This is a genomic window from Alteromonas sp. McT4-15, assembly GCF_020515205.1.
Classification (GTDB): domain Bacteria; phylum Pseudomonadota; class Gammaproteobacteria; order Enterobacterales; family Alteromonadaceae; genus Alteromonas.
On the sequence record NZ_JAJALG010000011.1, the window covers coordinates 1 to 18,922 of the forward strand.

Here is an 18,922-nt window from a genome sequence, read left to right on the forward strand (position 1 = left end):
TTGCTTCACTAGCAAAATTTCTGTCCCCTTCGTCTAGAGGCCTAGGACACCGCCCTTTCACGGCGGTAACAGGGGTTCGAATCCCCTAGGGGACGCCATATCGAAAAAACCAGCCATACTGCTGGTTTTTTTGTTTTTACCTCTCTCAAATCGCGTTTCTTCAAGTCACCAAACCAAAGCGCTTTAAAAGTATGATGAAAGTGGACAGTCACTTTTTATTTGAATCAAAAGTGGACACACACTTATTCTCTGTTGCTGGTAAAGTTCACCGCAAATTCTAAAGCAACGAGGTTAGACGAATGCGCAAAGTGGACAGTCACTTTCTAAGTCGAGTTGGTTGAACAAATCTTTGCGTGTTTCAAAATCACTCGTCGCCTTAATGGTGTAATTGCACCTATACACCTACGGCGTTGAAAAATACGAGTTTAGAGTTATCAGCACATACTATGGATTAAATGACTGTTATTATTACTTTCCAAACTACGAGGTGTTATATGCAGAATTATCCAATAGGAACCCCGGGTAAGCCGTGGGGAGACGAAGAAAAAGCACAATGGAAAGCACAGCAACGTATTCAGCGAAGCTACAAAGAAGAAGTGCTTGATAAGCTAAATAATATTATTCCTGACGGGTTTTCACTTAAGCAATATGGTGCACTACCGTACGATGAAGTTCGTTACCCGCTGTTTGCCGTACTCCCTACAAGTTTTGATCCAAATAAGCCTTCAGCACTAGTAACAGGCGGTGTTCATGGTTACGAAACCAGTGGCGTCCAGGGAGCGCTTCAATTTATTGCAACTAAACTCTCTAAGTATTCAAAAGATTGCAACATTGTGGTGGTGCCATGTGTAAGCCCTTGGGGATATGAGACAATAAATCGCTGGAATCCTCTTGCGCTAGATCCGAATCGTTCATTTTTTGAAAACTCGCCAGCGCCTGAAGCGGCGCAACTGATGACGTTAATAGATGAATTAAACATACCGCTTTCACTTCACATAGACCTGCACGAAACCACTGACACAGACAACTCTGAGTTTAGGCCCGCCCTTGCTGCAAGAGACGGCACTACGCATGATAATTGGAATATCCCAGATGGATTTTACACTGTAGCAAATACGCCGAACCCACAAATAGCCTTTCAAGAGTCGGTGATTAACGCGGTCAAGCAAGTTACTCATATCGCACCGCCTGATGAGAATGGGAAAATTATTGGCGCAGATGTAGTGAGCGATGGGGTTATTTGCTACGACAAGAAAGCACTGTTTCTATGTGGTGGAATGACTGACGCAGAATTTGTTACTACTACAGAGGTTTACCCCGATAGTGCCAACGCTACACCTCAGAACTGCAATGACGCACAAGTGGCAGCAATTTGCGCAGCATTAGAATTTATTAAATAGACGCTTGAACGTTTAGACGTCTAGATGTATATTTGGGCCTTCAATGAAGGGGGCTCAATTGTGTTTATCTATTCGGCAGTAATTTACGACGGCAACAAACAAAATCTTATTCGTCACGAATGTAGGACAGACACTGAGTTTTCCGCATTCTTGGAAGATAAGTTTGGTTGCTTTGTTTGCCTGTGGTCGAATAAAGAGTTGTCAGAGAGCACACTTAACGCCATTGCGGCTTCTCGTGTTTCTCACCAATCGCAAGAAGAAATAGGTAACATTTCACTATGAATCTCGCTTCACCGTGCGTGGCATTATGTAAGCTTGACGAACAAGATATTTGTATTGGCTGTCAGCGCACAATCGATGAAATTACGAACTGGCAACATTACACTGAGTCGCAAAAACAAGTTGTGTTCGAGCGGCTTTTTAAAAAATCGGACACACACTCAAGTTCGATTAAGTAATATCAAGTTCTAAACTCAAGGTGGACATACACTTTATTTAAATAAGTGTCTGTCCATTTGAGCCCTCATATTTCACTCATCAAGTGTCTGTCCATTTCCATACTTTTTTTGCAAAGTTAATTCTTTAGCAATCCATGTTTATTCCATAGCGACCTCTAATGCTTTTTGATAAAATCTCGCGCCGTTTTTTAATATAGCTTGAAAGAGACTTTACCTGATGAAAGTAATGCTAGCCCCGATGGAAGGGGTTGTTGACCACTTAATGAGAGACATGTTGACTCGTGTGGGCGGTTTCGACCAATGCGTTACAGAATTCGTCAGGGTAGTCGACCAAAAGTTGCCGAAAAAATCCTTCTATCGTCTCTGCCCTGAACTTCACAATGGTGGCAAAACTCCAGCAGGCGTTCCCGTGCGTGTCCAATTGCTTGGCCAACATCCTCAATGGCTGGCTGAGAATGCAGAAACCGCTATTGAGCTAGGCTCTCCAGGTGTAGATCTCAACTTTGGATGCCCAGCAAAAACGGTTAACAAAAGCAAAGGCGGTGCTGTGTTGCTTAAAGAAACACAAACGCTATACGATATTGTAAAAGCAGTTAGAGAGGCTGTTCCTAGTCACATTCCTGTTTCTGCGAAAATTCGACTGGGTTTTGAAGATAAGTCTTTAGCAATCGATAACGCTATAGCTATTACCGAAGCAGGCGCTTCAGAGCTTGTGGTGCACGCAAGAACTAAAACGGAAGGGTACAAGCCACCTGCTTATTGGGATTGGATTGCAAAAATTAAACAGCATACACAAATTCCTTTGGTTGCTAATGGCGAGATTTGGAGTAGTGGGGATGCCAAGCGCTGCCAACAGCAATCTGATTGTGAAAATCTAATGATAGGACGAGGTGCGTTAGCCCTTCCAAACTTAGCGCTGTGTATCAAAAATGGTGAGGACCCCATGCCATGGCCTGAACTAGCATCGCTTTTGATACAGTACTCAGGTTATGAAATATTCGGGGATAAGGGCAAATACTATCCGAACAGAATTAAGCAGTGGTGTGGGTATTTAAAAAGACAGTATCCAGAAGCTGAAATTTTATTCAATGATATTAGGCGCTTGACCAATTCTCAAGATATCGTTGATGTGCTAGCTCGCCAGTCCTCGCATTAATATAACGCTTTACCCCAGTGCAACTTGGCAAGTGCACATTCCTTAGCTAGGCTATTTTGTACTGGGGCAAACTGAATCAATAACCCCCAGTATCCACAAATAATAAGAATAGCTCTGGGGAACACATGAAAATTATACCTTCGAAGCTGGCACTATCGATGGCTTGCATCGCATCATTTTGTTTGATGGGATGTGGCCAAGATGCCACCGTTGATAGCACACAAGCACCTAAAGTATCGATAAATCCTGATCCTTATCCAAGTACGTACAAACCAATCCTAGGTGAACCTACCCTCATTACGAACGTAACCATTTTTGATGGCATTGGCGGCAAAATTGAAAACGGTAGTGTTTATTTCGCTGAAGGAGAGATTCAAGCTGTTGCCAAAAGTGGACAGTCACTCGATACCGCGAACAACACAACAATAATCGACGGCACTGGTAAGTGGGTAACACCAGGTATTATCGATAACCATAGTCACTTAGGCGTGTATCCGTCACCGTCTACTCGTTCCCATTCCGATGGCAATGAAATGACCAATCCAGTTACTGCACAGGTTTGGGCCGAGCACTCTGTTTGGCCGCAAGACCCTGGTTTTGGACGTGCTTTAGCCGGCGGGGTGACAACGCTACAAATTTTACCAGGCTCGGCTAATTTATTTGGTGGCCGCTCGGTGGTGCTTAAAAATGTGCCTAGTCGTACTATGCAGGATATGAAGTTTCCACAAGCTCCTTATGGCATGAAAATGGCTTGTGGTGAGAACCCGAAACGCGTCTACGGTGAAAAAGGTGGGCCAATGACAAGGATGGGTAACGTAGCGGGCTATCGTCAAGCATGGTCAGATGCTCAAGATTACCTTCGAAAATGGGAAGCCTACGAACGTGATTATGAGGCCGGTAAAAATGCAACACCACCTAAAAGAGATTTGAAGCTAGAGACGCTTGCAGGCGTTTTGAAAGGTGATATTCGCGTTCATATGCATTGTTATCGAGCGGATGAAATGACCGTGATGATGGATGTGATGAAAGAGTTCGACTATCAAATTGGCACTTTTCATCACGCGGTTGAAGCATACAAAATTGCTGACAAGCTGAAAGAAAACAATGTGTGTTCAGCGATGTGGGCAGATTGGTGGGGCTTCAAGATGGAAGCTTATGATGGCATTCGTGAAAACATTCCTGCGGTTCATGCTGCCGGTGCTTGTGCCATAGTACATTCTGATAGCGACCTTGGGATACAGCGCTTAAATCAAGAAGCGGCCAAAGCGTGGTCTGATGGTAAGCGTGCTGGTATTGATATTCCTATGGAAGACGCTTGGATTTGGCTCTCGGCTAATCCAGCGAAGTCACTCGGTATTTTTGATAAAACGGGGTCTCTCGAGGCCGGTAAACAAGCTGACATCGTAGTGTGGAATGGAAATCCATTTTCAACTTACACGAAAGTAGAGCAGGTATATATTGATGGCGGTTTAGCCTACTCCTTAACGGATACGTCGTCATGGCCAGTGAGTGATTTCGAGCTAGGCCAAGTGGGTGAAGGAGATTCTAAATGAGAAAATTAGCGGTATTACTGGCTACAATGTCGATAGTGACATCCACATTTGCCGATAACTACGCCATTGTCGGTGGAAAGATACACACCATGGGCTCACAGGGCATTATTGATCAAGGAACCATTCTTGTTAAAGGTGGCCGAATTGAGTCGGTACAGAGTGGTGAAAGCGTACCTGAAGGTTACGAACGTATAGATGCTAGTGGAAAGGTAGTTACGCCAGGCTTTATCGGTGCACTCACTTCTTTAGGTTTAGTTGAAGTGTCATCGTCATCAGGCGTGGTAGATTCAAGTATTGAAATGACGCCAATTTCAAACACAGGTGCAGCATTAGATGTTCAGTACGCTGTTAACCCTGACAGCTCACTGCTTGCAATTACGCGCCTAGAGGGCATGACATCCGCGGCTACAGCCATTAATGGCAGTAAATACTTATTTGGTGGGCTTGGCGCAATCATCCAGTTAAGTGGACAGTCACCCGTTTTAAAATCAGCTGCTTTCATGACAATAGACGTGGGTAGCGAAGGTGCTGAGCACACTGGTGGTTCACGAGCTGCACTTTGGGTAATGCTGGATAAAGTATTTGAGGAAGCTTCGAATGCGTCGGGCGACTTGTCAGCAGAGAAACCATGGTATGGACTGAACACTCGCTCTGATGTAAAAGCATTAAAGCGCGTTATACAAGGTGAAGTACCGTTATTGATGCGAGCTGATCGCGCTGCGGATATCCGCCAAGTTATCGCCTTTAAGGACAGACACCCTTCTGTGAAAGTGGTTTTGGTTCATGGCGTAGAAGCTTGGCGCGTTGCAAGTGAGCTTGCGCAATCAAATATTCCTGTGATTATCGATCCAGAGTACAACTTGCCAGGTGGATTTGACCAAATGGGCGCTACCCTAAGCAACGCCGCACGTCTTCATCAAGCAGGCGTCAGCGTAGCTATTGGAATGGACACACACAACATTCGACTAGCTGCACAACATGCAGGTAATGCCGTAGCAAATGGTTTACCACATGAGGTTGGCTTAGAAAGTTTAACGCGTGTACCAGCGTCAATATTTGGGCTTGATACCGAAGTGGGTCGCCTTGAGGTTGGCCTTCAAGCAGATATTGTCATTTGGTCGGGCGATCCGTTGGAAGTAACCGAAGCTGCTGAGTCAGTGTTCATCAATGGACTGCCAATTAAAATGGAGTCTCGACAAACAAAACTTCGAGATAGGTATTTATCACTCGGCACTGGTAATAGCAAAATGCCCTCACAGTATCAGCGCAGTGAATAAAGAGGTTTAATTGTTGAAGGCTTTCATTAGAAAGCCTTTTTTATGAGAGATATCTTGTGGCGTTTGTCACATTAGGCCGGCAGCTTCTGCCACAAAACTTCGCAAAATCTGTCATCGCGTCCGGGCAACCAACCGGACCGGAGAATAATGTTTCAAAATTATTTGTTACTAGTTGCCAGTTGTGCGATGTCATACCAAGGCGTTTGAGTAGACTGTTCGTCAGCTTTGGAAAGGGGGCTGCAACTTTCGTTGTCTGTCGCGCCAACGTATTTTTCAATAGTGCAACATAGTCATTTAGCTTGAACGGAATATGAGATTTTTTGCCTTGTTGAATACAATCTTCAAATGGCATCAAAAATTTGGGTGATTTATTCACTCGTTGTGCATTTAATCGGTACTGAATACTAGTGAAATTTGATGTAGTGAGAGAGTTTGCAATTTTGGCTCGAATTGGATTTAAGTCGACGTATGCCATAACCGCAGCCAGTGCTTTTTCATCTAATATAGCTTGAGACCGAAAACGTCTTTCCCAAAAATAGCCTTTACAATCATCCTCTTTATTCGCTTTTCTAGCGATGTATTCGTTGAGCATCCGCATGAACCAGCTAATTGATTGAAGCCGGCTTCGGTATAGTGATGAAAGCCTTTGTAACTCAGCGCACTCTTCGGGGGATAATTCACTCTCCGACTCTCCTTCTAAGTAACGTTGCACAAGCGGTGGACATTTATAGAACATTCGCCAGCGAAGAAGGACCTCATCCATTGACCAACCCTCTGCTCTTCCTTTAGCGACATGGAGCACAACATGAATATGATTGTGCATAACAGCATAAGCACAAAGATCAATAGCGAAAGCTTGTGAGAGCTTATGCAGTCTGTCTTGGATCCACTTTCTGCGATGTTCATAGTTTATCCCTGTATTATTATCCCTACCGCAAAGGTACGACTGACGTACGCATCGTGAAATACAATGATAATAAGGGGTGACATCCGTATTGATTTGTTTGTAGCGAGGTAAAGGCATTTCCATATCCCTAATGTTTTTACGCATTATGAGAAATTCACACTTCTTTTTAAGTGTCTATGAGGCCAGTTTTGGTACAGTTTTTTGAGATGAATGGTTTGGAACTAGATTGAACAGTGAATTAAAGTGGACAGTCACTTAAGTGCTCTGATGGACTGTAGTGAATGGTTTAGTAACTGCAAACAAGTGGGTGTCCACTTTGGCTGGCTTTATTCGGCGAATTTACTAATACATCGTGTGGGTGTCCAGTCTATCAAACAAAGCCTTATACAAACACATCCACGCGTGAGCCTACTCGACCGTCTGAACCGCTAGATGTCTGCTGTGTAGGCTGAGTCTGATTGGCTTGATTTTCTTGCTCGTTGCGTTGCTCTACTTGCTGCTGGGGCGCACGCTGAGGTGTTTCAAGTACGGTTGATACTGGGCCTGAATTAACTGATGAAACATCCATACTAGACTCCGAATTTTGTGAATCACTCTTTTATAAAATAGCACATTTATTCATCATTGAGGATTAACTTTCTTAAGTGTCTGTCCATTAATTCTGCAATCATCGGTTGCGCCGTCGCATTAGGATGAATCCCGTCACTTTGCATTAGCTCACTTTTCAATGCTATTTCCTCTAGGAAAAAAGGAATTTTCGTCACGCTTTGTGCGTCAGCCACTTGCGAAAAGCTCTTGGTAAACATTTGTGTATATCGCTTTCCATAATTTGAAGGAATTTGCATTTCTTGAAGAAAAACTTGCGCTTCGCTGCTTTTCGCTGTTTCAACTAATGACGTTAAATTGTCTCTAATTTTTTTAATGTTGTGGCCTTGTAAGCCGTCATTACCACCCAGTTCAATTAAAACATGCGTAGGATTGTGTTGCTCTAGAAGACGAGGGAACCTTGCTAGTCCGCCATCGGTCGTTTCTCCGCTCACCGCAGCATTTACAATTTCAATCGGAATATTGTCGTCTTGCCACATTTTTTGTAACAAACTAACCCAACCCTCGCGTTGCTGTAATCCGTAAGCTGCGGATAGACTGTCACCTAATATAAGTAGGACAGCATTTTCGCTCTTCTCCTGGTTATCAGCTTGATCTGATAGCGCGTGAGAGGGTATTAAAAGAATGACTAAAAATACGAACAAATTACGAAATCTAACAAACACGAATAGATGACCCCTTATGATAAAAGCAAACTCTGTAACAAAAGTAGTTGATACGAGTGAAGGTTCACTGCAGATCCTTCGTCCAATTTCCTTCGAAGTCAAGTCTGGTGAGTCCGTTGCCATTATTGGTGCGTCCGGCTCAGGTAAATCAACATTGTTAGGCTTGTTGGCGGGCTTGGACCAAGTTACAGAAGGTGAGATTTTTTTGGATGGTGAAGGGCTGCACAATATGGATGAGGAGCAGCGAGCTGTTCTACGCGGTAATAAGGTGGGTTTCATATTTCAAAGCTTCATGTTGGTTCAAAGCCTAACTGCACTTGAAAATGTCATGTTGCCTGCTGAAATAGCGGGGTTAGATAATCCCAAAGCGCTGGCCAATGAAATCTTAGAACAAGTTGGTTTGCAACACAGAGCGCACCACTTTCCAAACCAGTTATCTGGTGGTGAGCAACAACGTGTAGCGATTGCGAGAGCGTTTATTACATCGCCTAAAATTTTGTTTGCTGACGAGCCAACAGGCAACCTTGATGCTAAGAACAGTGAAAAAATAGAGTCACTTTTGTTTAAAATGAATAGAGAAAAAGGCACTACTTTAGTACTTGTTACACATGATAATACGTTGGCAGAGCATTGCGACAGACAGCTAACAATGAGTGCGGGCGAACTCGTTGAAACTACCGCTGCTAAAGAGCAAAACGATGCGAAAGAGGCGGTATAAATGTCAACTTCGTTCAATTTAGCGTGGCGATTGTTTCGCCATGAAGCCAGACGCGGCGAGCTCACAATCATACTACTTGCTATTGTATTGTCTGTAGCGGCAGTTCTCTCGTTATCGTTGTTTAGCGAACGACTTCAAGGAGCCCTGAAATCGCGCTCAGCCGCCTTTATTGCCGCTGATGCACAGTTGCGCTCGGATGATCCTATAGACGAATCTTGGTTGCTACAAGCGCAAGAGGAGGGGTTAACAACAGCTAAACAAGTGACTACGCGTTCGATGGTATTTAGCGGTGACGAAATGTCACTTGTCGATCTTCGAGCCGTGAATGACGGCTACCCTCTAAAAGGGGCGGTAAGCGTTACCGATAAACCTTTTGGTGAAAAGCAGGAAATCAATGCTTTACCCCAGCCTGGTGAAGCTTGGGTGCAATCTAGGTTGTTTCAAACGCTAGGAATCACGGTGGGTGATGAGATAGAGATTGGCGAAGGTGTCTTCACGGTGACGCGCGTTTTGGTAGATATTCCAGATGCTGGGTTTAGCATTTTTAACACTGACCCTATTGTGCTAATGAATCTAAGTGACCTCGATAAAACGGCTGTTACAGGCCCTGGCAGTAGGGTTCGTTATGTGGGGTACTTTGCTGGCGAGCCGAGTCAATTGGAGAGTTTCAGCGACTGGCTATTGCCCAATCTTAATGACGACTTGCATTCTTGGCGAACTGTTGCAGATGATGAGTCTGCAATTGGACGCTCTGTGGCAAGCGCTGAACGTTATTTTCTGCTCGCAAGCCTATTAGCAATTGTACTTGCAGCAGTGTCGATAGCTGTCGCGGCACAGCGTTATGCACAACGACATTTCGATCCAGTGGCCATTATGAAAACCTTGGGTGCTACCAGCAGAACGATTCGTAAAATTTACCTCATTCAAATTTTGTTAATCACAGCACTGGCGATTTTTATTGGTCTTATTGTCGGGTTTATTGGCCAACAAGTAGTGGTGATGTTTGTTGCTGATAAAGTAGATGTATCTCTTAATGTTTGGCATTGGCGCCCGGTGATTATATCCGTTGCTACTGGGGCGACGTGCGCACTGCTGTTTTCTCTGTATCCATTACTTCAGTTATTCTCGGTACCCCCGCTTCGGGTACTAAGAAAAGACATTAGTGCCAATCTGCGTTCTCGTAGCATTCAGTTTATTGCTTCTGGCGGAGCGATTTTCTCGTTAATGTGGATGTATAGTCAGGACCTTAAGATAAGTGCAATTTTGTTCTTATCGGGCACTGTGCTTGTTGCAAGCTTATTACTGGCTACTTATGGGTTAATTGCTATTGGCCGACGTTTAGGTAGTGGCAGAATGGGTCCTTGGCAGCTAGCGTGGGCGCGGATCAAGCGAAGAGCAATGGACAATAGTGTACAGCTCATTAGCTTCTCGATAACAATCATGCTGTTGTTGGTAGTGCTCGTTATGCGCAATGATATGGTGTCGCAGTGGCGTTCACAGTTGCCTGAAGGGACACCCAACTACTTTCTAATCAACATAACACCAGATATTCAACCCGAATTGGACAGACACTTTGAAGAGAATGGCATTCAAATAGAAGAGTTCTACCCTGTAGTTAGAGGTCGGTTTGTAGCTGTTAACGAGGAAGGCGTAAACACAGAGGTATCAAAGGAAGATGAACCTAACAGAGAAGGTCGTCGCGGACTAGGTAGAGAAGCGAATTTAACGTGGAGTAACACGTTACAAAAAGAAAATAAGGTTGTGGAAGGCACTTGGCATGGTAATGCGGTTTCGAGTATCGATGATGACGTTTATCCTGTATCAGTTGAGCAAGAAGTGGCGATGCGTTTAGACATCAAAATGGGTGATAAGTTAACTTTTAATGTAGGAAGTGAAATAGTCGAAACCCAAGTGACCAGTATCAGGGAAGTAAACTGGCAGACGATGCAGCCTAACTTTTTCTTTGTCATCCATCCTGATGCAATGGCTTCGTTCCGACCTACTTATATCACCAGTTTTTATCTACCCACCGAGAGAAAATCACAACTCACTGAGCTATTAAAGCCCTTTGCTTCAATAACGATGTTTGATGTGGATGCTCGCATAAATCAGCTGCGCGAGATCGTCGATCAAGTATCAGTAGCGGTTGAGTTTATATTGGTGTTAGTACTGATGGCTGGGAGCTTAGTATTGATCGCTCAAGTGCAAGCCAGTATGGATGAGCGTAGGCAGGAAATTGCAATATTAAGGACATTGGGCGCGAAAGGCAGCCTTATCCGTAAAAGTGTAATTTTTGAATTCGTAATTATAGGGACAGTCGCGGGATTCATGGCGGCATTGGCTAATGAGTTAAGTCTTTACTTGCTTCAAACATCAGTTTTTCAAATGGATGGCAGTCTGCATTTCGAATATTGGGCTGTTGCGCCTACAGTAGGAGCTGTTGTAGTTGGCATTCTTGGGGCCTTTGGTTGCTGGCGCTTGCTAACGCTAAATACGAGCCAAATGTTGAGAAAAATAGTGTGATTTAGAGCTAAAGAAAGTGGACAGACACTCATATAAAAAGTGTCTGTCCATTAACGGCATTAACGGCATTAACGGCATTAACGGATTAACGAATGCATTAGAACTTTGCAGCTAACGAAATCTACTCAGCTCATCGATTGATGTCGATAAGTGCCATTTCTAAAGTAGGGTATTCAAAAGTAAACCCAGCGTTAGTTAAATTTTGAGGTATAACGCGTTGACCTTCCATAATCATTGTTGATGATTCTCCCATTGCGATTTTCATAATGAAGGCAGGGACAGTGAATAAGCATGGGCGATTAAGCGATGCTGCGAGTTGCTTAGAGAATGTAATATTTGAAACTGGCTGTGGTGCAGTTACATTAAACGGGCCACTACAATTCTTGTTTTCAAGCAAGAATGCGATGGCCTTTATCATATCTTGAAGGTGGATCCATGACAGATATTGATCTCCTGAGCCCAGTTTTCCGCCCACTCCCAATTTGAAAGGTAGCGCCATTTTACTTAAGGCCCCACCGTTTCTAGAGAGTACAACACCGGTGCGCAATAAAACGACGCGAGTTGATTCACTTATCGCGCCTTGAGCAATTGACTCCCATTTATTGCATAGTTGATGGGTGAATTCATCGTGAGGGATGGAGTCTTCAGTCACCACTTTATCATTTTGATTCCCATAAAAACCAATCGCTGACCCCGAAATAAAGATTTTTGGAGGCTGCTTAGCATCGTTGATTTTAGCGACGAGTTGTGAAGTGATTGACCATCGACTTTCGCAAATTACTTTCTTTTGAGTGTCTGTCCATCGTTTGTCGGCTATTGGTTCACCCGCCAAATTAATAACCGCATCAAACGCCGAAATATCCTCAATTTTTGAAACAGCGTTTACTACAGCAATGTCTTCTCCCAACTTTGCCTTTGCTTTACTTGTGTCTCGCGATACAACTGTAAACGTATGCTGGTTTCGATATTGGCTGATGAATTCACTGCCTACAAGGCCTGTTCCACCGGTAATGAGAATATTCATGGAGCTCTCCGCTACGCTGACTTGTTACATGAAAGCGTAAGTGATACCGAGTCAGAGAATCTGAGCGCGTGGGGTTTGTCTACTTCTACTTCTGCATAGCGCACCGACGAATGCTCTGCGGCAATGCTAAGTACATCGGCGGTGAGTTTTTCTAGCAAAGAGAATCGATTATCCTCGACTAATTTTATAATCGCCTTGGTGATCGTTTTGTAGTTTAGTGCATCACTCATATCGTCAGTATTAGTCGCTTTCTCAGCGTCGTAGTCGATTTTTACGTTAACCACTACATCTTGTTTGTTTTTGATTTCATCTTCGTTAATGCCGATATACGTTCGAAGTCTGAGGTTTTTAATTTTTATTGTAGCGAGATTAAAGTTCATTCCAGTCTCTTGTTTGTAGTTAGTTATAAGTCGTTGTAAAGTATTGTCGTTTCAGTCAGGAATGTAGCACAAAATGTCAGTGGAACTACGATCACCAACCGCAAAAATTCTTATTGTACTTGCTTGCCTCGTGGTTGTAATGGCAGGCATTAAGGCAGCCAGTACGATTATGGTGCCTTTCTTTCTATCTATATTTATCGCTATAGCGTGCAGTCCAATTATTCACTGGACTTCTAGATTTGGCGTGCCCAAATGGTTATCTATCACCTTTGTTATACTGATAATTGTTGTGTTCGGATTTCTTTTGGCCGGTCTCGTTGGCCAGTCAATGACAGAGTTTAGAGAAAATTTGCCTCAATACAGAAGTAAATTGGATTCTGAGTTTGCATGGGTTGTGTCTAAACTGGCTGAATACAATATTCATATAAACCGCGAGTTGATCGCTTCTCACCTAGATCCTGCTACGGCAATGTCGGTTGCTACCAATTTCATAAGCGGTATGGGCGGTGTGTTGTCTAATCTATTCTTGATTCTTCTAACCGTTATCTTCATGCTTTTTGAAGCGGATAGTATTCCTCGCAGATTGCATATTGCGTTGGCTGACCCTGGTATGAAGCTAAAACACATCGACCGATTCATCCGCTCCGTTAACAGTTATCTCGCAATAAAAACAGTGGTGAGTCTAGGTACTGGACTTATTATCGGCTTGTGGCTTTACATAATGGGGGTGGACCATTTTATGCTGTGGGCTGTACTTGCTTTTATGCTTAATTTTATTCCGAATATTGGTTCTATTATTGCCGCAGTACCTGCCGTGCTAATCGCCTTTGTTCAGCTTGGTCCAGCGCAGGCAGGGTTTGCTGCTTTGGGCTTTGTATTAGTGAACACCATCATGGGTAATATGGTCGAACCTCGGTTGATGGGAAAAGGAATGGGGCTATCTACGCTTGTCGTGTTCCTATCTTTGATCTTTTGGGGATGGCTGCTGGGTACTGTTGGAATGCTTCTTTCTGTCCCTTTAACTATGGTTGTAAAAATAGCCTTAGAATCGAGAGAAGAGAGTAAATGGCTTGCAGTGTTGCTATCAAGTGAAGGTGATAAGAAGGTGGCATAACTCGTTTTTTATGGGTGTTGGTGAAAACGGACACACACTTAATGCTACCTGTAGCAAAACACCTTTTTGAGAAAATAATAATGGACAGTCACAATAAAAATCACGAAAAAGTGTCTGTCCACTTTATTAGTAGTCGAGAACTAATTCTCGACTTCGTGATAGGGAAAGCTGAGAGTAATGCTTGCGCCACCTAAGTGACTGTCCTCTATCTTCATTCGGCCTTCATATATCGATACCAAATCTGCTACTAAAGCCATACCTATGCCATGACCTTCAGTGTATGTATCAAGCCGCATCCCTCGCTCTAACAGCACCGATTTTTTATCATCTGGGATACCGGGGCCATCATCATCGAATTTTACCGTTAACCAATTATCGTTAATCTGCGCATAAACTGTAATTTGGGTGTTGGCTGCTTTACAGGCGTTATCAAGAATGTTGCCAAACAGCTCCATTAAATCAGTTTCGTCGCCCTTAAACTGCGCCTTTTCGTCGACATCAAATTCGATAGTCAGTGCTTTATCTTGATAAACTTTATCCATCGCATCTGCGAGTTTATGCAGAACAGGTTCTATTCGAATTGCATTCTGCCACCCTGTTTTTCCAGCACTCGCTCTTTTTAATTGTCGTTGAATTATCCTATCGATTTGAGACAGCGATTCTTTAACTTCTGCAGGAAGGCTCTTGTGCCCTGAAGCAACTGCAAGCGGTGTTTTTAGACTATGCGCCAAATCACCCAAACTGTTTTTATAGCGTGTTCTTTGTTTAGCTTCAGTGTGTAACAAGTCGTTGATGGAGCGTTTTAGTGAGTCAAATTCCACGGGGTATCGTTCATCAAGTTTCGGTTTTTTGCCACTTGAAGTCAGTGAAATTTCGTCGATGAGTTTTCTTACAGGCGAGAGTACTAAGCTAATGCCCACCACAATAAACACAAGCAAAACAAAGCACAACGTGAATATCCACTGCCATGTAGTCGTTAAAAAAGTGTCACGTTCCTGCTCAAACAATACTTTGTCATTAAAAATGTAAAAGCGTACGGGCTCAAAATCTCTACTAGAAGCAAATTCCGCAGTAAATGCATAGACGAAAAAAGGGGACTCGCTAGCAAATTTTGGATTGTGATTGTCGATAAAGAGCTCGTTTCCAACCGCAACATCAATATCAGGGGGGGTAAAAGTATATTCTAAAGCAGATGCTGATTGCCAAATGACTTCGTCTCGAAAAACAATAATGCCCAAATACCCCGAGCCAGGCAGGTTGAGTTGCTCCTCATACAAAATTTCTGGCATATAGGGTAAATCGCCATCTAATTCAAACGCGGAAAGCAAGCCTAAGTTCATTAGGCGCAACTCACTCATTTTTGCTTGAGTTAAACTTTCTGTATAAGCGTCGTCTAGAATAATGACGGTAAAAGGCGCAAATAGGGCTAATAGCCCTATTGCTAATAAGATACTTCTTAGTCGAAGCGACAGTTGCCTCATAGATTGCGATTTATCCGGTAACCCCTTCCACGCAGGGTTTCTATCGGTTTTAACTCGCCTGTCGGATCGAGCTTTTTGCGTAATCTACCCACGAAGACCTCAATGACGTTACTGTCTAAATCGAAATCTTGATCATAGATATGTTCAGTTAACTCAGTCTTTGAAATTACTTTTTGTGGATTCAACATCAAGTATTCCATTACTTTGTACTCGTAAGCGGTTAAGTCGAGCGCTTCTCCGTTGAGTGAAAGTTCTTCACTGACAGTATCAAGTGCTATTGGACCGAACTGAATTGTTGGGTTAGCTTGACCTGAAGCCCGACGAATCAATGCTTTCGTTCTAGCGAGTAACTCTTCGTTGTGAAATGGTTTGGTAAGGTAATCGTCGGCTCCTGCATCAAGGCCTTCTACCTTTTCTTGCCATCTGTCGCGCGCTGTCAGTATTAATATAGGGCAGGAAATGTCAGCTTGTCGCGCTTTTCGGATAACTTCAAAGCCATCTAGCTTTGGCATACCGATGTCGATAATTGCCAAATCATAACTGTATTCTTTTATGAGAAATAATGCATGCTCGCCATTGTCAGCTAAATCAACACTGTATCCATTTTGTTGAAGTAGCGTGTCTAGTTGGGTTAGCAGCCTGCTGTCGTCCTCGGCTATTAGGATACGCATATCAATCCTTATCTTTGGATGTTTTCACTTTGCCTGAGCGTTTATCTACATCCACCGTTACTACTCGTCCTGATTTTTTCAGTACTTTTACACGATATTTTTTGGAAGTCTGCTCAACTTTTAATACGCGACCATTTTCTGCATTTCTCGCGCGTTCAGCTGCTTCACTTTTGGAAATACTGGCGTTAGCGCTTTGCTGGGCAATAGCCGGGCTTGTGCAAGACAAAGCTAACACAACACATACTATTGCAACTCGAAGCGATAACGTCATACAACCTCACCATAAAAATCTCGCCCAGACCAAACTAACGCCAAGTATACGTTACCAATCTGAACAAATACTGAATTGAAATAAGTCTACCCTGCTTATGGAAAAGTGTACATAAGCCGTAAGTGGCTATTCCTAACTTAGCAACCAAATAAGGGACAGACACTTTCTTGTAGACATCGCTTAACTTTTATAAAAGGAGGCAAATCAGGGGGAAGTTCCTTTTTAAAAGTGTCTGTCCTTTATTTTCTTTATTTTATTCATTGGTTGCACTCAAAGAAAAAGTGTCTGTCCGTTTTTTAATGTGTTGCGAAATTGAGTGTCTGTCCTTTATTTCCTCCTTTATTTCTCGCAGAAACAAAAAAGCCTAGCGGGTGCTAGGCTTTTTGAAGGGGGTCTATTCTTTCAGTCTTTTACGGCAAAACCTTTTTGTACGGTTTTACTATTACGCTCTCGTAGACGCCTGCTTCAATATATGGATCGGCATCGGCCCATGCTTGCGCATCTTCTAGCGAGTCGAATTCAGCCACCACCAATGAGCCGGTGAAACCCGCAGGGCCGGGATCTGGGCTATCAACGGCAGGGAAGGGGCCTGCCATTATTAGCCGACCTTCTGCTTTTAACGCATTCAAGCGCTCTAAGTGTGCAGGGCGTGCTGCAAGGCGTTTATCTAAGCTATTTGCAACGTCTGTTGCACAAATCATATATAGCATGGCTTTTTACCCTTTGTTAGTTGCAGCTTTCATACCTTCAACAAAGCTACCAAGCTCACTTAGCATCTTGTCGTTGTCATCAAGATTCGCAGCTATAATATTCACTGTGGCAGAACCAGATATTGCGCCAGCGGCACCCGCATCAATTGCTGACTTAACTTGCTCTGGCGTCGAAATACCAAAGCCTAAAAGGGCTGGCGCAGCATTATGTTTATTTAATCGTGCTATCAAATCTGCTGCAGGCACATTGGCGGCTGTTTCTGCGCCAGTCACGCCTGCACGTCCAAGCAGATATGTGTACCCTTTCGAATACTCGCCAATTTTTTCCATTGTTTCGTCAGTTGCATTAGGCGGTGCAATTAGAATTTGCGAAATACCCGTTGCTTCTGCGGCTTTTTGAAAAGGTGCTGCTTCTCGGATAGGTACATCGGCTACCAATATTGAGTCCACGCCAGCTTCCTGCGCTTTGCTGTAGAAGGTTTCAATGCCCTTCGCCATCACTAAGTTGCTGTATAGCAGTAAGCCAATTGGCACGTTAGGGTATTTTGCGCGAACGCGAGAAATGACGCCCATGCAATCAGCAACGGTAACTTTGTTGTTCAAAGCGCGAATAGCCGATGCTTGAATTGTTGGACCATCTGCAATTGGGTCTGAATAAGGAATACCTAACTCAAGTGCATCAGCACCACTTTCAATTAGCTGGCAAATAATCGCTTCAGATTGCGCAAGGTCAGGGTCGCCGACCATGACAAAAGGAACAAATGCGCCTTGGTTCTTTTCATCCAATTGCGCAAACATTTGTGCATATCGTTCCATTATAAATCATCCCCTAAAATGTTAATTACGTGCGCAAGATCTTTATCACCGCGACCCGATAAGTTCACAACAATAATTGTTTCTTCTTCGGCTTCATCGGCCATATTAAGCGCATGTGCCAAGGCATGTGATGATTCTAGTGCGGGTATAATACCCTCTTTGCGTGCCAGTAGCTGAAAGGCATTCAAAGCTTCTTCATCTGTTGCTGCAACATATTCAGCGCGGCCAATGTCGTGCAGATACGCGTGCTGAGGGCCCACTGCTGGGTAATCTAGCCCCGCTGAAACTGAATAACTTTCTTCAATTTGGCCTTCTTTGTCTTGCATGATAAAGGTGTAAGCACCATGTAAAATACCCTTAGTACCAGTAACGATAGTGGCACCGTGCTCCTTGGTGTGAACCCCTTTACCAGCAGGCTCTACACCTACTAAGCGCACTGATGGCTCATCGATAAAGTCTGCAAACATACCGATGGCGTTTGAACCACCACCCACGCACGCCACCACGGCATCAGGTAGACGACCTTCTTTCTCCATAATTTGTGCGCGAGTTTCTTCGCCAATCATGCGGTGATATTCACGTACGATAGTAGGGAAGGGGTGCGGACCTGCTGCAGTGCCCAATAGGTAGTGGGCTGTTTCATAGTTGGCAGACCAGTCGCGCATCGCTTCGTTAACGGCATCTTTAAGCGTACCAGAACCCGCATTTACTGGTATAACTTCAGCGCCCATTAGCTTCATACGGAATACATTAGGTGCTTGACGTTCTACGTCTTTTGCACCCATATAAATACGTGCTTTTAGGCCCAAAAGCGCGCAAGCTAATGCTGTTGCAACACCGTGCTGACCCGCGCCTGTTTCGGCGATAACCTCAGTTTTACCCATGCGTTTAGTAAGCAGTGCCTGTCCCAATACCTGATTGGTTTTGTGTGCACCGCCGTGCAATAGGTCTTCACGTTTAAGGTACAATTTTACTTTCGGGTTGCTAACTAAGTTACGGGTTAGCGTCATCGACGTTGGACGACCCGCGTAGTCTTTCAGCAGCGATAGAAATTCTTCGTTAAACGTGGGATCGTCTTTGGCATCCAAAAACGCTTTTTCCAGCTGATCAAGGGCGGGAATAAGCAATTCGGGCACGTACATGCCACCAAATTCGCCAAATTTTGTATCTAGTTGGTTCATTACGTTGTCCT

General features: G+C 43.8%; 20 protein-coding genes and 1 tRNA gene. 10 read left to right on the plus strand and 11 right to left on the minus strand.

Features of this window, described 5'->3' with window-relative positions; genetic code table 11:
• The first annotated feature begins 22 nt into the window (after positions 1-22).
• The 7 genes from LHL20_RS10060 (at position 23) to LHL20_RS10090 (ending at position 5,844) form a co-directional block, all read left to right on the plus strand.
• Positions 23-98: transfer RNA gene (locus tag LHL20_RS10060), tRNA-Glu, on the plus strand.
• Between the two features lie 396 nt (positions 99-494).
• Positions 495-1,400 carry a M14 family metallopeptidase gene (locus LHL20_RS10065; RefSeq protein ID WP_226433213.1) on the plus strand — a complete coding sequence of 302 codons (906 nt, stop codon included), beginning with the start codon at positions 495-497 and terminating at the stop codon, positions 1,398-1,400.
• A gap of 60 nt (positions 1,401-1,460) precedes the next feature.
• The gene (locus tag LHL20_RS10070) at positions 1,461-1,682 is read left to right on the plus strand and encodes a hypothetical protein (RefSeq protein ID WP_159627950.1); all 222 of its coding nucleotides are present in this window, start codon (positions 1,461-1,463) and stop codon (positions 1,680-1,682) included.
• Positions 1,679-1,858 (plus strand): DUF1289 domain-containing protein, encoded by a 180-nt coding sequence (locus tag LHL20_RS10075; RefSeq protein WP_226433214.1) that lies wholly within the window; start codon positions 1,679-1,681, stop codon positions 1,856-1,858. Before LHL20_RS10070 ends, LHL20_RS10075 begins: the two co-directional genes overlap by 4 nt.
• A 217-nt stretch (positions 1,859-2,075) precedes the next feature.
• Complete coding sequence (gene dusC / locus LHL20_RS10080) at positions 2,076-3,014, plus strand: tRNA dihydrouridine(16) synthase DusC (RefSeq protein WP_226433215.1); 939 nt, start codon at positions 2,076-2,078, stop codon at positions 3,012-3,014.
• A 125-nt stretch (positions 3,015-3,139) separates the two neighbouring features.
• Positions 3,140-4,567 carry an amidohydrolase gene (locus LHL20_RS10085; RefSeq protein ID WP_413228890.1) on the plus strand — a complete coding sequence of 476 codons (1,428 nt, stop codon included), beginning with the start codon at positions 3,140-3,142 and terminating at the stop codon, positions 4,565-4,567.
• Positions 4,564-5,844 carry an amidohydrolase family protein gene (locus tag LHL20_RS10090; protein WP_226433216.1) on the plus strand — a complete coding sequence of 427 codons (1,281 nt, stop codon included), beginning with the start codon at positions 4,564-4,566 and terminating at the stop codon, positions 5,842-5,844. Before LHL20_RS10085 ends, LHL20_RS10090 begins: the two co-directional genes overlap by 4 nt.
• Positions 5,845-5,884: 40 nt before the next feature.
• Here the strand turns inward: LHL20_RS10090 and LHL20_RS10095 are convergent, their stop codons facing one another.
• From LHL20_RS10095 to LHL20_RS10105, 3 genes are all read right to left on the minus strand, one after another.
• Positions 5,885-6,868 carry a transposase gene (locus tag LHL20_RS10095; protein WP_226433217.1) on the minus strand — a complete coding sequence of 328 codons (984 nt, stop codon included), beginning with the start codon at positions 6,866-6,868 and terminating at the stop codon, positions 5,885-5,887.
• 265 nt (positions 6,869-7,133) lie between these two features.
• The gene (locus LHL20_RS10100; protein WP_226433218.1) at positions 7,134-7,319 is read right to left on the minus strand and encodes a hypothetical protein; all 186 of its coding nucleotides are present in this window, start codon (positions 7,317-7,319) and stop codon (positions 7,134-7,136) included.
• A gap of 46 nt (positions 7,320-7,365) precedes the next feature.
• Complete coding sequence (locus LHL20_RS10105) at positions 7,366-8,022, minus strand: arylesterase (RefSeq protein ID WP_202264712.1); 657 nt, start codon at positions 8,020-8,022, stop codon at positions 7,366-7,368.
• A 16-nt stretch (positions 8,023-8,038) separates the two neighbouring features.
• On the opposite strand from LHL20_RS10105, the gene LHL20_RS10110 reads away from it, so the two are divergent.
• Together LHL20_RS10110 and LHL20_RS10115 are read left to right on the plus strand one after the other, a co-directional pair.
• The gene (locus LHL20_RS10110; protein WP_202264714.1) at positions 8,039-8,740 is read left to right on the plus strand and encodes an ABC transporter ATP-binding protein; all 702 of its coding nucleotides are present in this window, start codon (positions 8,039-8,041) and stop codon (positions 8,738-8,740) included.
• Complete coding sequence (locus LHL20_RS10115; RefSeq protein ID WP_226433219.1) at positions 8,741-11,263, plus strand: ABC transporter permease; 2,523 nt, start codon at positions 8,741-8,743, stop codon at positions 11,261-11,263.
• 130 nt (positions 11,264-11,393) lie between these two features.
• On the opposite strand, the gene LHL20_RS10120 is transcribed toward LHL20_RS10115, so the two are convergent.
• Both LHL20_RS10120 and folX read right to left on the minus strand, forming a co-directional pair.
• A complete protein-coding gene (locus LHL20_RS10120; protein WP_226433220.1) occupies positions 11,394-12,287 on the minus strand; it encodes a TIGR01777 family oxidoreductase in 894 nt (297 codons plus the stop codon).
• Positions 12,288-12,298: 11 nt separating this feature from the next.
• Positions 12,299-12,667 (minus strand): dihydroneopterin triphosphate 2'-epimerase, encoded by a 369-nt coding sequence (folX, locus tag LHL20_RS10125; RefSeq protein WP_159627972.1) that lies wholly within the window; start codon positions 12,665-12,667, stop codon positions 12,299-12,301.
• A gap of 73 nt (positions 12,668-12,740) precedes the next feature.
• On the opposite strand from folX, the gene LHL20_RS10130 reads away from it, so the two are divergent.
• Positions 12,741-13,781 (plus strand): AI-2E family transporter, encoded by a 1,041-nt coding sequence (locus tag LHL20_RS10130; protein WP_226433221.1) that lies wholly within the window; start codon positions 12,741-12,743, stop codon positions 13,779-13,781.
• A 140-nt stretch (positions 13,782-13,921) separates the two neighbouring features.
• Here the strand turns inward: LHL20_RS10130 and LHL20_RS10135 are convergent, their stop codons facing one another.
• The 6 genes from LHL20_RS10135 to trpB form a co-directional block, all read right to left on the minus strand.
• Positions 13,922-15,262, minus strand: coding sequence for an ATP-binding protein (locus LHL20_RS10135; RefSeq protein ID WP_226433222.1), 1,341 nt, complete (start codon positions 15,260-15,262; stop codon positions 13,922-13,924).
• Complete coding sequence (locus tag LHL20_RS10140; RefSeq protein ID WP_159627979.1) at positions 15,259-15,933, minus strand: response regulator transcription factor; 675 nt, start codon at positions 15,931-15,933, stop codon at positions 15,259-15,261. Before LHL20_RS10140 ends, LHL20_RS10135 begins: the two co-directional genes overlap by 4 nt.
• 1 nt (position 15,934) lies before the next feature.
• Positions 15,935-16,204 carry a PepSY domain-containing protein gene (locus LHL20_RS10145; RefSeq protein ID WP_226433223.1) on the minus strand — a complete coding sequence of 90 codons (270 nt, stop codon included), beginning with the start codon at positions 16,202-16,204 and terminating at the stop codon, positions 15,935-15,937.
• Between the two features lie 410 nt (positions 16,205-16,614).
• Positions 16,615-16,914: a YciI family protein gene (locus LHL20_RS10150; protein ID WP_159627983.1), complete on the minus strand. Its 300-nt coding sequence runs from the start codon at positions 16,912-16,914 to the stop codon at positions 16,615-16,617.
• Positions 16,915-16,920: 6 nt separating this feature from the next.
• Positions 16,921-17,730, minus strand: coding sequence for a tryptophan synthase subunit alpha (gene trpA / locus LHL20_RS10155; protein WP_226433224.1), 810 nt, complete (start codon positions 17,728-17,730; stop codon positions 16,921-16,923).
• Positions 17,730-18,911, minus strand: a complete 1,182-nt coding sequence (gene trpB, locus LHL20_RS10160) for a tryptophan synthase subunit beta (RefSeq protein WP_159627987.1) — start codon at positions 18,909-18,911, stop codon at positions 17,730-17,732. The genes trpA and trpB overlap by 1 nt, the downstream gene beginning before the upstream one ends.
• Positions 18,912-18,922 lie beyond the last annotated feature (11 nt).

Bases quoted from the DNA above. Each gene is read 5' to 3' on its own strand.
- LHL20_RS10065 (WP_226433213.1), top strand. From the start codon at position 495: ATGCAGAATTATCCAATAGGAACCCCGGGTAAGCCGTGGGGAGACGAA.
- LHL20_RS10075 (WP_226433214.1), top strand. From the start codon at position 1,679: ATGAATCTCGCTTCACCGTGCGTGGCATTATGTAAGCTTGACGAACAA.
- dusC (WP_226433215.1), top strand. From the start codon at position 2,076: ATGAAAGTAATGCTAGCCCCGATGGAAGGGGTTGTTGACCACTTAATG.
- LHL20_RS10085 (WP_413228890.1), top strand. From the start codon at position 3,140: ATGAAAATTATACCTTCGAAGCTGGCACTATCGATGGCTTGCATCGCA.
- LHL20_RS10090 (WP_226433216.1), top strand. From the start codon at position 4,564: ATGAGAAAATTAGCGGTATTACTGGCTACAATGTCGATAGTGACATCC.
- LHL20_RS10095 (WP_226433217.1), bottom strand. From the start codon at position 6,868: ATGCCTTTACCTCGCTACAAACAAATCAATACGGATGTCACCCCTTAT.
- LHL20_RS10100 (WP_226433218.1), bottom strand. From the start codon at position 7,319: ATGGATGTTTCATCAGTTAATTCAGGCCCAGTATCAACCGTACTTGAA.
- LHL20_RS10110 (WP_202264714.1), top strand. From the start codon at position 8,039: ATGATAAAAGCAAACTCTGTAACAAAAGTAGTTGATACGAGTGAAGGT.
- LHL20_RS10115 (WP_226433219.1), top strand. From the start codon at position 8,741: ATGTCAACTTCGTTCAATTTAGCGTGGCGATTGTTTCGCCATGAAGCC.
- LHL20_RS10120 (WP_226433220.1), bottom strand. From the start codon at position 12,287: ATGAATATTCTCATTACCGGTGGAACAGGCCTTGTAGGCAGTGAATTC.
- folX (WP_159627972.1), bottom strand. From the start codon at position 12,667: ATGAACTTTAATCTCGCTACAATAAAAATTAAAAACCTCAGACTTCGA.
- LHL20_RS10130 (WP_226433221.1), top strand. From the start codon at position 12,741: ATGTCAGTGGAACTACGATCACCAACCGCAAAAATTCTTATTGTACTT.
- LHL20_RS10135 (WP_226433222.1), bottom strand. From the start codon at position 15,262: ATGAGGCAACTGTCGCTTCGACTAAGAAGTATCTTATTAGCAATAGGG.
- LHL20_RS10140 (WP_159627979.1), bottom strand. From the start codon at position 15,933: ATGCGTATCCTAATAGCCGAGGACGACAGCAGGCTGCTAACCCAACTA.
- LHL20_RS10145 (WP_226433223.1), bottom strand. From the start codon at position 16,204: ATGACGTTATCGCTTCGAGTTGCAATAGTATGTGTTGTGTTAGCTTTG.
- LHL20_RS10150 (WP_159627983.1), bottom strand. From the start codon at position 16,914: ATGCTATATATGATTTGTGCAACAGACGTTGCAAATAGCTTAGATAAA.
- trpA (WP_226433224.1), bottom strand. From the start codon at position 17,730: ATGGAACGATATGCACAAATGTTTGCGCAATTGGATGAAAAGAACCAA.
- trpB (WP_159627987.1), bottom strand. From the start codon at position 18,911: ATGAACCAACTAGATACAAAATTTGGCGAATTTGGTGGCATGTACGTG.